Here is a 14,409-nt window from a genome sequence, read left to right on the forward strand (position 1 = left end):
TTGGGGTCGCGAGTTCGAGTCTCGTTTCCCGCTCCACCCAAACACCCCAAACCCCCATCTCCAAATGAGGTGGGGGTTTTGTTTTTTCAGTCAATACTCTTTGCAAAGATCTGCACCCACACGGAATCAAGGTTGTGCCTCGAGCGCGGGGCGTTGGGCCGGGCTAGGCAGGCTTTGGGCTAGCGGTGGTGGTCTACCTCGGGCAGGTACACCCGCCAGGTCTCGGGCAGGCTGGGCAGGTCGGCCACCAGCAACAGGCTGTGGCGGGGGGCGATGGGGCGGCGGGCCAGGCGCATGCCAGCTTCCTCCGGGGTGCGGTTTTTCTTCTTGAGGTTGCAGGGCCGACAGGCAGTGACCAGGTTTTCCCAGATGCTGCGCCCCCCTCGGCTCTTGGGGAAGACGTGGTCCACTGTGAGGTCGCCCCCGCGCTTGCCGCAGTACTGGCAGGTGTAGGCATCGCGGCGCAGGATGTTGCGGCGGTTAAGCGCAAGCCGCCCCGGAGGGCGGCGAACCAGACGTTTGAGGCGGATGATGCTGGGGATGGGGTAGGGGGTTCTGGGAGTTCGTAGGTATTCGCCGCTTTCCTCGACGACCTCGGCGGTTCCGTTCATGACCAGGATCACAGCGCGCTTGACGCTGGCCAGGCCCAGAGGCTCGTAGCCGGCGTTGAGCACCAGAATGCGGGGGGAGTCGAGGTTCACGACGCTTAGGATACTCGAAATATGTCAGAGGATTCTAGAGCCAGGCTTCACAATGGCGACCAGAGCAGAAAAAACGCTTGCGAGCCCTGGTGGTGTGAACAAGAACCAGGGTGAAACTGGCAGTCGAGGCATGGGCGCCCCCAATGGCAAGAGCGGGCACGCAGGTTGTTTTGGTGCGGCACAACCCTGAACCAGCACCCTTTTGGTGGCGGCGCGGCTGCTACAATCGGGTGTTATGGGTCGTTTGATACGTGGGCTGGCAGCCGAGGGCAACCTGCGGGTGCTGGCCGTTGAAACCACCGATATTGCCGAAGAAGCCAGGGCCCGTCACCAGCTTTCCCCCACCGCCACGGCAGCGCTGGGCCGGGCCATGAGCGGGGCCTTGCTGCTGACCTTTCTGCTCTCCAAAACGCCCAGGGAGCGGGTCAGCCTTCAGTTTGTGGGCGATGGCCCCCTGGGAGGCCCGGTGGTGGAGGCGGCCCCGGACGGGTTTGTGCGGGGCTACGTCAAGAACCCCCAGGCCCACCCCCCCTTGCGGCCCGATGGCAAGCTGAATGTGGGGGCGGCCATTGGCCGGGGTGAACTCAAGGTTGACCGGCTTCTGTCCAACCAGGAACTCTATCAGTCGAGCGTGGAGCTGGTCAGTGGGGAGGTGGCCGAGGACCTGGTTCGCTACCTTTGGCAGTCTGAGCAGATTCCCTCGGCGGTGCTGCTGGGGGTGCGGGTGCGTGGTGCGGGCGAGGTGGAGGTGGCCGGAGGGGTGGCCATCCAGGTGTTGCCGGGCTGCCCGGAGGCGGTGATTGCCCGCCTCGAGCACAACCTGCAAGGCCGCACCAGCATTACCGATTTGCTGCTGGAGCGGGGCCTCGAGGGGGCTGTTCTGGCCCTGATGGAGGGCCTGGACTACGACCCCACCGACCTGAGTGTGGTGGGCTTCCGCGAGGGGCACATTCCCCTTTCTTTTCGTTGCCGCTGTAGCCGCGAGCGGGCCCTCAATGCGCTGGTCTACTTCTCGGCCCAGGAGCGCGAGGAGATGATCGAGCAAGACGGCGGGGCCGAGGTTTGTTGCCACTGGTGCGCCGAGAAGTACCAGATTACACCGGAGGAAATCCGCTCCCTGCCGTTGGGGGATGGCTTTGTGGGCGAGGTGCCCAAGGCTTGAATGTAAGAAAAGGCTATAACCCTTGGACTGTGTTAACGCTTACTTCCAGCGGTAGCGGGTGATGGTCAGGCCGCCGATGCCCTGGTCAGGGGCTTTTAGATCTACGTTCTCGGGTGCGTGGTAGTAGGTCACGCTGATAAAGCCCCCGGGCACCTTGACCAGGTGCGCGGCGTTGAACTCGTGCCCCGGAATCTCCAGCCACATCTTGTAGATGCGCCCGTTCTGGCCCACCGGGGTGCCCGGCTCCCACCGGTGGGGGAGGTAGGGCACGGCGGCGTAGCCGTAGGTGGTGTTGTGGTCCCGGCCCAGGTAGCTGGGCAGGAAGAAGTTGAGGTTCCCGTCTACTTCGGCGTCCACCCGGTATTTGTAGAAGCAGCTCCAGCGTTGGATGCCCAGCAGCGGCACGCTCTTGCCGTCTTTTTCCAGGAAGATGACCCGGAACTTGCCTCCGGTGCGGTTATCTCTAGCCCGGCGCGTGTCGGCAAAGGCCGGGTCGGGGTAGAGGATCTCGGTGGTGAACTTGTAGGTGCCGTCGGGATAAAGCCGCCCGTAGTAGGAGCGCTCGAGGTTTTCCTCAATGCCGAAGCCCTCCTCCACCGGCGTTACCCGATCCGTAGGCCGGTTTTTCATGATCTCGTAGCCGATATAGTTGTACTTGTTCACGGTGATGCTGAAGTTGAGCCCGCCCTCGGGGGCCGGGAAGACCACCGGGTTCATCATGTGGGCGACCCAGTAGTGCACCACCGGGTCGCGATAGGTGAGGATCTTGCGATCCCGCAAACCGCTGCTGGTGGGCGGAAAGCGGCTCTGGCCGGTCCAGGCGTCAACCCGTTCAACGGCCAGGCCCTCGGCGGGAATCCGCCCGGTGGCCGACCAGCCCCCGGTGGGCAGGTAGGCGTTGGTGGGGCCCGCGACGTACAGATCCCCGCCCGGCTGGTCGTGCCAGAAGAGGAAGCTGGGGTAATGGCTGAAGCGCAGAAAACCGACAAAGCCGCCGTCGCTGGGCCGCAGCCGGATCACGGCCCCGTTTTGACCGGCGAAATTGCCCACCCCCACCAGAAGGTGGTTGCGCGGGCTGTCGAAGGCCATCATCAGGGGCAGGTTCTCCCCCAGCCTGAAGGCCCCGATGAACTGTTCCTGGTTCATCCGCTCGAGGCGCTTCTCCCAGAGCACATCCAGGGTCTGGGGGTCAATCTTCAGAACGAAGGCCTCCATGCAGTAGTACCTCCCATCAACGCAGGGGCGGGAGGTGCGCTCCCCGGCCTGGCCTAAAAGAGCCAGGTCGGTGGTGGTACCGGCTACGTAGATGTAGCCGTCCGAGCCGGCCAGGATGGCCGTGGGGTAGCTGCGGAGGTACCAGCTGTAGGTGCGCTGCCGCACCATCTGCATGGTCTGGGGGTCGAGCAGCCCTATGTAGAAGCCCGCCCGGTAGTTCTCGAACTCCTTGGTGGCCTCCCAGGCCTCGGCGTTGTAGGGCGAAAGCGGCAGGGGGCGGGTCTGCTCCTCGTTCAGGCCCCTGACCCACTCCTGGTAATACGCCGTCCCGATGGGCACCAGCCCGTTGGGGAGCACCGCCTGCTGGTAGTTCATCCGCATGGGCAGCTGTGAGGGCCGGAAGCCCACCTTGGCCAGCACCCGGCGGGTGACCTCCAGCGGAAACTCGGGGTCTACGTAGCCCTCGCCTTTGGGTATCCACCACAGGGGGTTGGGGCCACCGGTCTGGGTTCCCCCGCAGTAGGGCTCGCCGTTGTAGGTGAGGTCGTAGGGCTCGGGCCGGGAACAGGCGGTGAGCAGGAACAACAGGAGAAGCAGATACTTTCGCATAGTGAACCTGCGCCCTAGGGGAAGGGTGGACGCGGCATCAAAATACTAGATTTGCAAATCAAAGGGTGGTAATTTTACCCAGTTTAGAGTGCTCTTCAGCTATTGTGATACCAAATCTGCAACGAGGTGACACATAAAACCTCCTGAATCCAAGACCAGAACCAAGGCTATCTGACCCTGGCAAGCTGGATGATGCCACTCAGCAGAAGGCGTTGGTGTTCCAGCCACGAGTACCCGCTGCCTTCAGAGTTCTGCCTGCCGCTTCGACGTCGTATGGCCCAATCCTGGCTTTAGGGGTCGCTTTGAGGGAGATGTGGTATGAGTCATCCGACTTCGAGAAAGCTTCAACCCGTACAGAACAGCAGCCGCCTGGAAACTTAAAAAATGTGTATTGCCCCAAGCGCAGTCTAGTTTTCGTGGGTGATCACGTCTTTGAAAAGCGCCTTGAGACAATCAAAGCACACGGGCCCTGGGGTAGCTTTGCAAGACCCCCTTTCTGAACTCTTCAAAGTGGGTTTCTGCCACCAGCGCCACCGTAGCGCCACCAAAACCGGCCCCGGTCAGGCGGGCGCCTACCGCGCCGTGGCGCAGCTCGGCCTCCACCAGCTGGTCGAGCTCGGGGATGGAAACCTGGTAGTCGTCGCGCAGCGAAATGTGCGAGGCCACCATCAGCTCACCGAAGCGCCGGATGTCGCCCTGTTCCAGGGCCTCTACCCCCTCCAGCACCCGCTGGTTTTCGCTGACCACGTGGCGGGCGCGGCGGTTGAGGGGCTCGGGCAGGGCATTGATGCGCGGCAGGTCGGCGGGGGAAAGTTCGCGCAGCGACCCCACCCCCAGCTGGGCGCAGGCCTGCTCGCACTCGCTGCGGCGGGTGTTGTAGCCCGACTCGGCCAGGCGACGGGGGATGCCGGAGTCCACCACCGCCACCCGATACCCCTTGGGCAGGGGTGCGAGCCGGGTGGTGAGGGTTTGGGTGTCCAGAAACAGCCCATAGCCCAGCCGCCCCACCGAGGAGGCCATCTGATCCATGATGCCGCAGCGCACGCCCACATACTCCACCTCGGCTTGCTGGGCCAGCAGGGCGATTTGCACATCGTCGAGGGGCAGCCGGTACAGTTCGCGCAAGGCCCGCAGGGTGGCTACTTCCAGCGCTGCCGAGCTGGAAAGCCCGCCGCTCATGGGCACCTCGCTGCGAACATAGGCCCGCAGGCCGGCCACCCGGTGGCCGTGCTGGCGCAGCACCCACACGCAGCCCGCCAGGTAATCGAGCCAGTCGCCCTGCTTGGGCTGGTCTAGCCCCCGGCTTTTGCGCTCGCCAAAGTTTTCGGCGTAGACCTCGAGCCCCTCGGCGGCGCTGGCCTCGAGGGTGGTCTGGTAGGGGAGGGGAGTGGGGAAGACAAAGCCCCCGTTGTAGTCGGTGTGTTCGCCCAGCAGGTTGACGCGGCCCGGCGCCGAGGCGCGCACGCTGGGTTCGGTGCCAAAGATGTCCTTGAACTTGCTCATCTGTTTCTCCAAAGAGCGCTGCTGGAGGGCTTACCTGGCATTGCTCAAGCCCGCCGAGGGCTACCGAGGGGTGGTGGGGGGGCACACAGGCATCAGCCCTCGAGCACCCCTGGGCGCAGGCGTCCTGCGACCTCGAGGGTGGGCCAGGTGGGGTCGTGGGTGAGGTTTTCCAGGCCGGTTTCGCCGAGCAGGAAGGTGTCTTCGACCTTGGCGCCGGGCAGGCTGGGGTTCCAGGCCAGGGCCATGCCGACCTCGAGGCGGGTGGGGTTGCCGGGGCGGGCCAGCACCTCGCGGCTTTTGTAGCCGGTGAGGCCGCCCTGGTGGTGGTTTTCAAACTCCTCGGCGCGGCCCATGCGCCCGTAGGCCAGGCGAATTTGCTCCAGCACCTCGCCCAGGGTGGCCCCAGGCCGGGAGGCGTCCAGCGCAGCGGCCTCTACCTGGCAAACCTGCGTATGCAGGCTTGCGGCCTCGGAGTGCCCAAAGCTTCGCAGCCGGCTCACGTTGGCAATCAGGCCGTGCCGCCGCCCGCAAACAACCCCCATGAAGAGCCGCCCCAGAGGCCGCCGGGTGGGGATGGGGTGTCGGTAGCGAAAAAGCCGCTCCTCGCCCGCAACCAGCAGCACCAATGGCTGGATGCCCTTGGCCAGAAGCTCCTCGCTGATGGCCCCGGCCAGGTCGTACTCGCTCCAGCCAGGGTCCGCGAAGCGAAGGCTCTCGCCCAGGGCCATGGAAGCCTCGCGGCCCAGGGCGCGGTAGCGCGCCTGTTCTTCGGGCGAGAGCACCAGCCGCAAGGGGGTGAGGTCGTGCTCGAGGTCGCAGGGCCCCTGGGGGGCGGGGGGGCTGTACCAGGGGTAGCGCAACACCTCGAGGCCCGGCGTTTCCTCGTCGAGGAGCCGCTCCGCTTCAATCTGCGAGGCGTGCAGTCGCACCGTTTCGGGGGTGACCTCGAGCCAGGCCGCCACCGGGCGAAAGGTGACCACGGTATTGTCGCCACCCCCCGTCAGCCAGGCGAAGTTTTCGGGTTGCTGCACAAAAAAGCTCTCAAAGCCCTGGTTTTTCATCCAGGCACGCAGGCGGGCCAGCGCAAAGGAGTTCATATCTCAGCCTACCGTGTTTTTGTTACATGAGCCTGTAACAAGTCCAAAAGACGGGTTCATGGGCGATGGTCTATGGTCGTTTGTCGAGGGCCATGCGAGGAGTGGAGGCCCATAGTGCGCTTCGTATGATTTTTCCACGAGCAGCGAAGCCCCCTACAGGGCCACCTCCCGCAGCACCTTTGCGGTTTCCTCCGGCAGGGCGTCCATGGCAAAGGTGCCGGCGGCAATCTCGGTGCCGGCCAGGTACTTGAGTTTGTCGGCGGTGCGCAGGGCCGGGTAGAACTCCACGTGAAAATGAAAGACTGCCTCGGCCCCTTTGGGGGCGGCGTGCAGGGCCATCACGTAGGGCATGGGCTTCTGGAAGAGGTTGTCCAGTTTTTGCACCACCTGGCCCAGCAGCCGGGCAAAGCTCCGGGTCTCGGCCTCGCTGAAGGTCCACAGGCCGGGGTGGAACCGTTTGGGGAAGACCAGCACCTCGTAGGGGTAGCGGGCATAGGGGGGGATGCAGGCCAGGGTGTGTTCGTCCTCCAGCACGGTGTAGGGGCTTAAGTGGGGCAGCAAGTTCAGCAACACCGGGCTTTTTTGGAAGGCCTCGAGCTCTTTTTGCAGGATGGGCGGAATCCAGGGGTAGGCGTAAATCTGCCCGTGGGGGTGGTGGAGCGTGACCCCCATCTGCTCGCCCCGGTTTTCAAAGGGCATCACGTAGCGGATGTGTTCGCGGGCATACAGCTCGCGGTAGCGGTCGGCCCAGACCTGCACCAACAGCTCGCGTCGCTCGGGGGCCAGCGAGGCAATGCTGCCCGTGTGCTCGGGGGTATAAACCACCACCTCGCAGTCGCCCCAGGCATCGCGGGTGGGGATGCACAGGCCAGAGGGCGGCTCGCCCGCTTCGGGCGAGAGCGAGGGCCAGCGGTTCTGGAAAACTGCAATCTCGAAGTCCTGGAAGGGAATTTCGGTGGGAAAGCCGCCGGGCTTGCTGGGGGCCAGGGGGTCGTATTCTTTGGGCGGTAGAAAGGTGCGGCCCTGGCGGCTGGCGGCGAACACCACCCACTCCTGCCGCAGCGGGTGCCAGCGGGCATGGGACTGGGCCTGTCCGGTGTTCTCGCCCTCCTCGAGGGCCGGCAGGGTGTGGGGCGCCAGGCCATACAGGTAAAGCAGTCGGCCATCTTTTTTGCGATACAGGCGTTTATGCATCATAACCTCAAACGTCGGTGGCGTAGATAGGTTTTTGCGATACAAGCGCTCTTCGTCTGATTCCGCCCTATCTGGGGTACCGACTATAGCCAGCTCGAGAAATCCACCTCACGCTCACCGATTTTGAAGGCATAGGGGCCGGTTTGGGTGATGGGGGGGGTGGCCTCGAGCCATTCCCTGAGCTGCTCTCGCTCCTCGCCATCGAGCCACTCAGGGGGGTCGGAGGTGGCCTTGAAACCCGAAACCAGCGCCAGGTCTTGCAGCACCGCCCGCTGCGCCGGGGTAAGCAGGTTGTAGCGGGTGCGGAAATAGGCCACGTCGGGGTCGGTGTGCACCAGCGGCCTGAGCCACAGCCGGTGCAGGCTGGTGCGCAGGGCGTTGTAGGCGCTGGGGCCGGTGGGGTCGTGCAGGAACACCCGCCGGTCTTCGTTGTCCCAGTAGGGGGCCACATCCGGGCCAATGCGAAGCCCGTCCACCAGCCCCAGCGAGGCAATGATGGGCGCTCCGCAGGCCAGGATGTACACATCCTCCCCGGCGGCCTCGCGCAGGATGCGCAGCGCCTCGCGGTAGGCCTCCTCGCGCGACGCCCCGCCTGACCTCTTCCCCGGCAGGGCTGCCGCGTACAGGAAGTCGAGCTTCAGATAGCGGTAGCCCCAGCCGCGCACCGTTTGAATCAGGCTGCGCAGCCAGTCCTGCACCGCCGGTAGGGTCACGTCCAGTGCGTAGAAGCCGCCCCAGTTGGTGCCCGCCGAGACCAGCTCGCCCTGCTCGTCGCGCAAGAACCAGTCGGGGTGTTCCTTGAACAGGCTGGAGCTGGGCCGGGCGATAAAGGGGGCCAGCCAGAGGCCGGGGGTCAGGCCCTGGCTCTGGGCCCTGAGCGCGATGGCGCTCATGCCGGAGGGGAACTTGTGGTTGGGCTCCCAGTCGCCCATGTTCTGCTGCCAGCCGTCGTCTACCTGAAACACCTCGAAGGGCAGGCCCTGCAAACCGGCGATGGTCTGGAGCAACTGGCTTTCCGAGATGTCGCTGTAGTAGCTGTACCAGCTGCACCACACCCTGGGCGCAGGCTGTGGGTGGCGCACACCCAGGGTGTTGGCCAGCAGCTCGCCATAGCGGCTCAGTACCTCGGCAAAACTGCCGTAAGCCAAAAACCAGGTGGTTTCGTGCTCGGCATGGCCCTTCAGGTTCAGCCGGTCGGCCTCAACGCGGGCGCCCGGTCGCAAGGCGCCCAGAAAGAGCATCCGCCCATCGAAGCCTTCCACCCCCCCCAGCCCGCTGCCGCCGTGGACGGGCGAGAGGGCATAGGCGGGGTCGTCGCACTGGGGGCGGCGTTCGGGGGGCAGGATGGGCCGGGGGTTTTCCTTCAGGCTGACCCAGGCGGCCTCGCTCCAGCTCTGCCAGCCGTGCTTGAAGAACATGGTACGGCCAAAGGGGTGTCCGATCTGCACCTGCTTGCCATGCAACAGATAGCCGCCCAGGGTTTCCTCGAGCCGCCCCCCGCTGATGTTGAACTCGTAGCCCTGAATCTGCATGGTTACCCTTCTTTCCAGATGCAGAAATTATAGGGAGCGAGGGTCGGGCTGCCCAATACAAACCGCGCACCCTGGGGGGCGGGGGCCGTCTGGGGTTGGGCGCTGTAGTTGAAGGCAAACACCCAGTCGCCGCGGCGGCGGAGGCGCAGGCCCTCGGCCAGCGGGCGGGTGGGCAGGCCCTGCCGATGGGCGATGGCCCCCAGGTAGCTTTGCAGGAAATCCTGGCTGGGCCAGAAAGCCAGGTAGTGCCGCTGCTCATGCTGAAAAATGGCCCCGCGACCGTCGGCAAAGCGGGCCGTGGGCTCCAGCCCCGACTCGACCCATTCCCGCCACACCCCTGCCGGCCAGTCCTGGCCGTTCCAGCGCACCGGCTCGGCCAGCCCCGGACGCAGGCTCTCCACGCGGGTCACCTTGAGGGGCAGTAAATCCTGCAAAGGCCCCGGCGGGAGCGTGGGGGGGATGCTCAAAAACTCGGTCTTGGAACCGCTGCGGGGGCCCCACACCAGCGGGCCCGGAAAGTTTCGGAAGGCTTCCAGGGCGGCCTCCGAGACCATTGGCAGGCTGGGCACCACCACCAGCCGGTAGGGCTCCAGGCCGGCCCCCGGGGGCACAAAGTCCACGTCCAGCCCAAGCTGGCGCAGGGCCTTGTAAAAGTTCCAGACCAGGTCGCGGTACACAAAAGCCCGGCCCTGGGGCTGGATGCGGTAGACCCAGTCGGCCTCGTAGTCGAAGACCAGCGCGACTGGGGCAGGGCTGCTGGGGGGCAGCGGGCCTAGCTTTTGGAGTTCCAGGGCCACCTGCTGGGCCTCGAAAAAGCCCACGTCGGGCTGGAAGTCGGGGCGGTTGAGACCGGCATGGAACTGCTCCTGGGCCTGTGGAAACTGGCGCCAGCGGAAGTAGCTCACCACCTCGGCCCCATGGGCCAGGGCCTCCCAGGTCCAGAGCCGCACCATGCCGGGGGCGGGGGAGGGGTTGTGATGGGCCCAGTTCACCGGCCCCGGCTGCTGCTCCATCACCCACCAGCGGGGCTTGACCCCGCGGTAGAGGTCGTGGTGGAAGGCGGCCATATCGGGGTGGCCGGTGCGGGCGTAGCGGAGCTTTTCCTCCGCTGTGCAAGGCAGCACGTCCATATCGGTAAAGCCCAGGGGGTAGCTGTCCCAGCCAGCGATGTCCAGGTCCTGGGCCAGCTTGAAGTGGTCGAAGTCCGGGGTGTAGCCCATGAAGTTGTGCAGGATGAAGCGCCCGGGCGAGTGGGCCCGCAGGATTTCCACCTGCATCCGGTTGAAGCTGGCGACCTGCTCGGAGCTGAAACGGTAGAACTCGAGCCAGTGGGCGGGGTTGGCCTCGGTGACGGTCTGGTGGGGGAGGTCAATCTCCCCAAAGGAGCGGTAGGTCATGCTCCAGAAGACGTTGCCCCAGGCTTTGTTCAGGGCCTCAATCTGGCTGTAGCGGGCCTGGAGCCACAGTCGAAAGGCCCGTAAATCCTCGGGGCCATAGCTGCGGGTGGTCTCGTGGCAGCCGTACTCGTTGTCGGTCTGCCAGCCGGCTACATGGGGGTTCTGGCCGTAGCGCTGGGCCAGGAGCGTAACGATGCGGCGGGCCTCCTCGCGGTAGACCCGGCTGCTGAAGCTGTAGTGGCGGCGTGAGCCGAAGCCGCGCACCCGGCCCATAGGGTCCACCGCCAGAATCTCGGGGTGGCGGTCTATGAGCCACTTGGGTGGGGTGGCGGTGGGGGTGCCCAGCACCACTTTGAGCCCGGCCTGGCCCAGGGTTTCGATGGCCTCATCCAGCCAGGCCCAGTCAAAAAGCCCTGGCTCGGGCTCGAGGCAGCTCCAGGCAAACTCGCCAATGCGCACATAGGTCAGGCCCAGCTCGCGCATGCGGCGGGCATCCTCGGCCCAGCGCTCGCGGGGCCAGTGTTCGGGGTAGTAGCAGACGCCTAGCATAAGTCAGGAGAAAAAGGCTTGTACGGGCTATCCGAAGGGGCTTTGATTCTAGTCTTTGACCCCCCCCGCCGTGATGCCTGCAATGAAGTAGCGTTGCAGGAACAAAAACAAGATGAGGAAAGGCAGTGTGGTCATCACCGCCCCGACCATGATGCCCCCCCAGGAGACTCGAGTGAGTCCAATCAGGGAGCCCAAGGCCACCGGCGCGGTTTGCATGCTTCGATCCGAAAGCACCAGCAAGGGCCACAGGTAGTCGTTCCAGGAAGCCAGGAACAGGATAATGGCCAGGGCCGCCATGGCCGGCAACACCAGCGGCAAGGCCACGCGGAAGAAGATGCGGAACTCGCCGGCGCCGTCTATGCGGGCGGCCTCGAGCAGGCTTTGCGGCACGCTCAGGAAGTTTTGCCGCATGAAGAACACCCCCAGGCTGTTGGCCAGCGAAGGCAGAATAACCGCCCAGTAGGTGTTGGTCAGGCGGAAGTCGAAGGTCATGGCTTCGCGGAGCGCGGGCACCCCCCACCCCAGGTAGGCCAGCGCGGCCACCCCGTAGCCAACCCAGACCACCCGCCCCAAAGCGGGGGAGAATCTCAGCCAGGCTAAAAGAGCAGCCACACCGCCAAACACCGCCATCCCAATCAGAATGGCCAGCAGGGTTTTGGCCTCGCGAGCCACCAGAATGAACTGCGGAATCACCACCGCGAAGTAGGGGATGGTCAGGGTTGCAATCACCAGCGAGAACACCGCCCCCTTGCCCCAAAAATCGAAGCGGGCGAAGGCATAGCCGGCCAGGCTGGTCAGGAAGATGGAAAGCAGGGTGTAAATGCCGGCCACCACGACGCTGTTGAACAGGGTGCGTAGGAAGTTGGTGTCGGATTGCAGGCTTTGCAGGTTGGCGGAAAACTGGTTGCCCGGCAAGACCGGCGTGGGGGTGCTGAAGATGGCGGTCTCGGGGTGGGTCGAGAAAACGAACATCAGCCACAGCGGGGCCAGCCAGAGCAAAGCCAGCGGCGTCAGGAACAGGTGCAGCCAGACACTGCGCCACCACAGCCGCCGCTTCACGATTCCCTCCCAAAGAGCCTCAGCTGGATGATGGAGAAGACCAGCGCCAGCAGGGTGATGGCGTAGGCGATGGTGGAGGCATAGCCAAAGTTGATGTTCTGGAAGCCCTGGCGGTAGAGGTACACCCCTAAGGTGGTGGTGGCGGTGCCGGGGCCGCCGTTGGTGATGAGCCAGGGTTCGGTGAAAAGCTGCAAGGTGCCGATGATGGAAAGCACCAGGCAAAAGAGCAAGACCGGGCGCAGGCTGGGCACGGTAATGCGCCAGAACTGCTGCCAGGGGCTGGCCCCGTCAATCTCGGCGGCCTCGTAGAGTTCTTTGGGGATGCTTTGCAGCCCGGCCAGGATGATGATGGCGTTGTAGCCGGTCCAGCGCCAGGTCAGGGTGATGATGATCACGGCCATGGCGCCCACAGGGTCGAAAATCCAGTTGAGCTCGGTACCTAAGGCTGCATTCACGGCCCCGTTTTGGTTGAACAGCAGGCGGAATACCGCCGAATAGGCCACCGCCCCCACCACCACCGGCGCAAAAAAAGCAAAGCGAAAAAAGCCCCTGGCCCGCAGCAGTTGCGAGTTGAGCGCCACCGCCAGGGCGGTGGCCAGGGCCAGCATGAGGGGCACCTGGATGACCAGAATCAGCACTGTGTTGCGCAGAGCATCCCAGAAAGCCGCGTCGCCCAGGATGCGGCCCCAGTTGATGCTCGGGTTCCAGACCGGTGGGGAAACCCGGGTGTTCTGAAACGAAAGCAAGAGCGACTCGAGGATTGGCCAGGCCCAGAACAGGGCGAAAATGGCCAGGTACGGGCTTAAAAACAGATAGGGGGTCGCGCTACGCCTCACGCGTCCTCCTGTACGGCAGTAGGTGTTGCCGGGCAGTGCGCGGCTTCCTTCCGCACAAAAATCTGGTGGATCGGTGGTCGCTCACGGGATGTTCCAAATGGACTCTGCTGTTGTAAAGGTACGGGGGTGGGGTTGCCCCCACCCCCTGCAAAAGGTTTAGCGTGCGATGGGCAGGCCGGTGGCCTGGGCGATTTGCTGCGCGGCGGCATCGAGGGCCGCCTTGGCATTGGGGAAGCGCCCGGCTACGTAGTCGGCCTGGGTCTTGACCATGATGGCGCGGGCTTCCTGGAAGTACTGGGTACCCCGGGCTGCGGGGACGCTACCCAGGGTGCTCAGAATTTGCTGCCAGATGCGCTGGTTGCCCCAGTAGGCCTGTGGCTGGGCCACGTAGGGGTCGCGGGTGGCGGCCAGGAGCGAGGGCACCAGTCCGAACTGCTTGAGCATGGTCACCTGGCCCTCGGTGGTGCCCAGTGCGTAGCGGACAAAAGCCCAGGCCGCTTCCTTGTTGCGCGAAGAAGCCGGAATGGCCAGGGCCGAGCCGCCCAGGTTGGCCGCGCGAACCCCGCCGGCACGCGAAGCGGGCATCAGGTACACCCCCCACTTGCCGCTCTGGTCGGGGGCGTTGGAGCGGATGGTGCCTTCGTACCAGGCCCCGAACATGCTGGTTGCCACGGTACCGGCCTTGAAGGCCTGAATTTGCTCGTTCCAGCCACCCTGCATCACGATGCCGGCGTCAATCAGCTTCTTGACCGTCTCGAGGGCGGTCACGCAGCCGGGCTGGTTCACCGTAACGGCGCTGGCCTCGTTGTTGAAGTAGAAGCAGCCGTTCTGGTTGGCCAGCATGCGGAACCACTCGTCGTCCTGGCCGTTGGCTATGACCCCCACCTTGACCCGGTTGTTGGTGGCCTGGGCAATCTTCTTTCCAGCAGCGATGAAGTCGTCCCAGGTGCGGATGGTGGCAGGGTTGACCCCGGCCTGGCTGTAGATGTCGCGCCGGTAGAACATCACCACAGGGCCGGAATCCCAGGGCATGGCAAACACCTTGTTGCCCACGGTCAGTTCGGTCCACTTGAAGGCGGGGAACTGGTTGCGCAGGCTCGAGGCAGCCGGTTGCAGGGTGTTGAGGTCGGTGAAGCAGTTGGGGAAACGGGCCCAGAACACTTCGGCTTCGTTGTTTTCGATGGAGTACACGTCGGGCAGGTCGCCGCCGCCCGCCGCACAGCCGGCCAGGCCGCGGTCGTAGGTGGCCTGGTTGCCGATGTCCAGCACCGTGACCTTGACGTTGGGGAAGAGCTTGTTGAAGCCAGGGATGTTGGCCTCCAGGGCCTTGGCCGCAATGTCCCAGCTCCACACGGTAATCTCGCCGCGCAGGTTGGGGTTCCCCTGCATTTGCTGGGCCGAGGCCACCGTGAGGGCCAGGGCCGCACCTAGAACCAACAGACGTTTCATGGTTCCCTCCTTAGATACCAGCCTCTTCCGGGGCTCCAGCGGTGGGGGCAGGGCGCTGCCTGGCCCGCCATCGTTGGAGCGGTTTTGTCTCCCCGTCAAGGTTCAG

The 14,409-nt window shown here is 64.7% G+C and carries 11 protein-coding genes; 1 reads left to right on the forward strand and 10 read right to left on the reverse strand.

Features of this window, described 5'->3' with window-relative positions; genetic code table 11:
* Positions 1–179: 179 nt before the first annotated feature.
* Positions 180–701: an HNH endonuclease gene (locus NZN28_RS03195; RefSeq protein ID WP_295395328.1), complete on the reverse strand. Its 522-nt coding sequence runs from the start codon at positions 699–701 to the stop codon at positions 180–182.
* A gap of 235 nt (positions 702–936) precedes the next feature.
* On the opposite strand from NZN28_RS03195, the gene NZN28_RS03200 reads away from it, so the two are divergent.
* Positions 937–1,863, forward strand: a complete 927-nt coding sequence (locus NZN28_RS03200) for an Hsp33 family molecular chaperone HslO (protein ID WP_295395329.1) — start codon at positions 937–939, stop codon at positions 1,861–1,863.
* Positions 1,864–1,902: 39 nt separating this feature from the next.
* Here the strand turns inward: NZN28_RS03200 and NZN28_RS03205 are convergent, their stop codons facing one another.
* The 9 genes from NZN28_RS03205 to NZN28_RS03245 form a co-directional block, all read right to left on the reverse strand.
* Positions 1,903–3,687 carry a hypothetical protein gene (locus NZN28_RS03205; protein ID WP_295395330.1) on the reverse strand — a complete coding sequence of 595 codons (1,785 nt, stop codon included), beginning with the start codon at positions 3,685–3,687 and terminating at the stop codon, positions 1,903–1,905.
* 453 nt (positions 3,688–4,140) lie between these two features.
* Positions 4,141–5,190 (reverse strand): galactokinase, encoded by a 1,050-nt coding sequence (gene galK / locus NZN28_RS03210; protein ID WP_295395331.1) that lies wholly within the window; start codon positions 5,188–5,190, stop codon positions 4,141–4,143.
* 92 nt (positions 5,191–5,282) lie between these two features.
* Positions 5,283–6,287, reverse strand: coding sequence for a Xaa-Pro peptidase family protein (locus NZN28_RS03215; RefSeq protein WP_295395332.1), 1,005 nt, complete (start codon positions 6,285–6,287; stop codon positions 5,283–5,285).
* 153 nt (positions 6,288–6,440) lie between these two features.
* The gene (gene galT, locus NZN28_RS03220) at positions 6,441–7,481 is read right to left on the reverse strand and encodes a galactose-1-phosphate uridylyltransferase (protein WP_295395333.1); all 1,041 of its coding nucleotides are present in this window, start codon (positions 7,479–7,481) and stop codon (positions 6,441–6,443) included.
* A gap of 83 nt (positions 7,482–7,564) precedes the next feature.
* A complete protein-coding gene (locus NZN28_RS03225; RefSeq protein ID WP_295395334.1) occupies positions 7,565–9,013 on the reverse strand; it encodes a glycoside hydrolase family 36 protein in 1,449 nt (482 codons plus the stop codon).
* Between the two features lie 2 nt (positions 9,014–9,015).
* Entirely contained in the window at positions 9,016–10,959 is a 1,944-nt protein-coding gene (locus NZN28_RS03230) for a beta-galactosidase (protein ID WP_295395335.1), read from the reverse strand.
* Positions 10,960–11,007: 48 nt separating this feature from the next.
* Positions 11,008–12,018: a carbohydrate ABC transporter permease gene (locus NZN28_RS03235; protein ID WP_295395336.1), complete on the reverse strand. Its 1,011-nt coding sequence runs from the start codon at positions 12,016–12,018 to the stop codon at positions 11,008–11,010.
* On the reverse strand, positions 12,015–12,854 hold the full coding sequence (locus tag NZN28_RS03240) for a carbohydrate ABC transporter permease (protein WP_295395337.1): 840 nt from the start codon (positions 12,852–12,854) through the stop codon (positions 12,015–12,017). The genes NZN28_RS03235 and NZN28_RS03240 overlap by 4 nt, the downstream gene beginning before the upstream one ends.
* Before the next feature lie 156 nt (positions 12,855–13,010).
* Positions 13,011–14,303, reverse strand: a complete 1,293-nt coding sequence (locus NZN28_RS03245; protein ID WP_295395338.1) for an ABC transporter substrate-binding protein — start codon at positions 14,301–14,303, stop codon at positions 13,011–13,013.
* Positions 14,304–14,409 lie beyond the last annotated feature (106 nt).

Origin of the sequence: Meiothermus sp. (assembly GCF_025056915.1) — a bacterium.
GTDB lineage: Bacteria > Deinococcota > Deinococci > Deinococcales > Thermaceae > Meiothermus.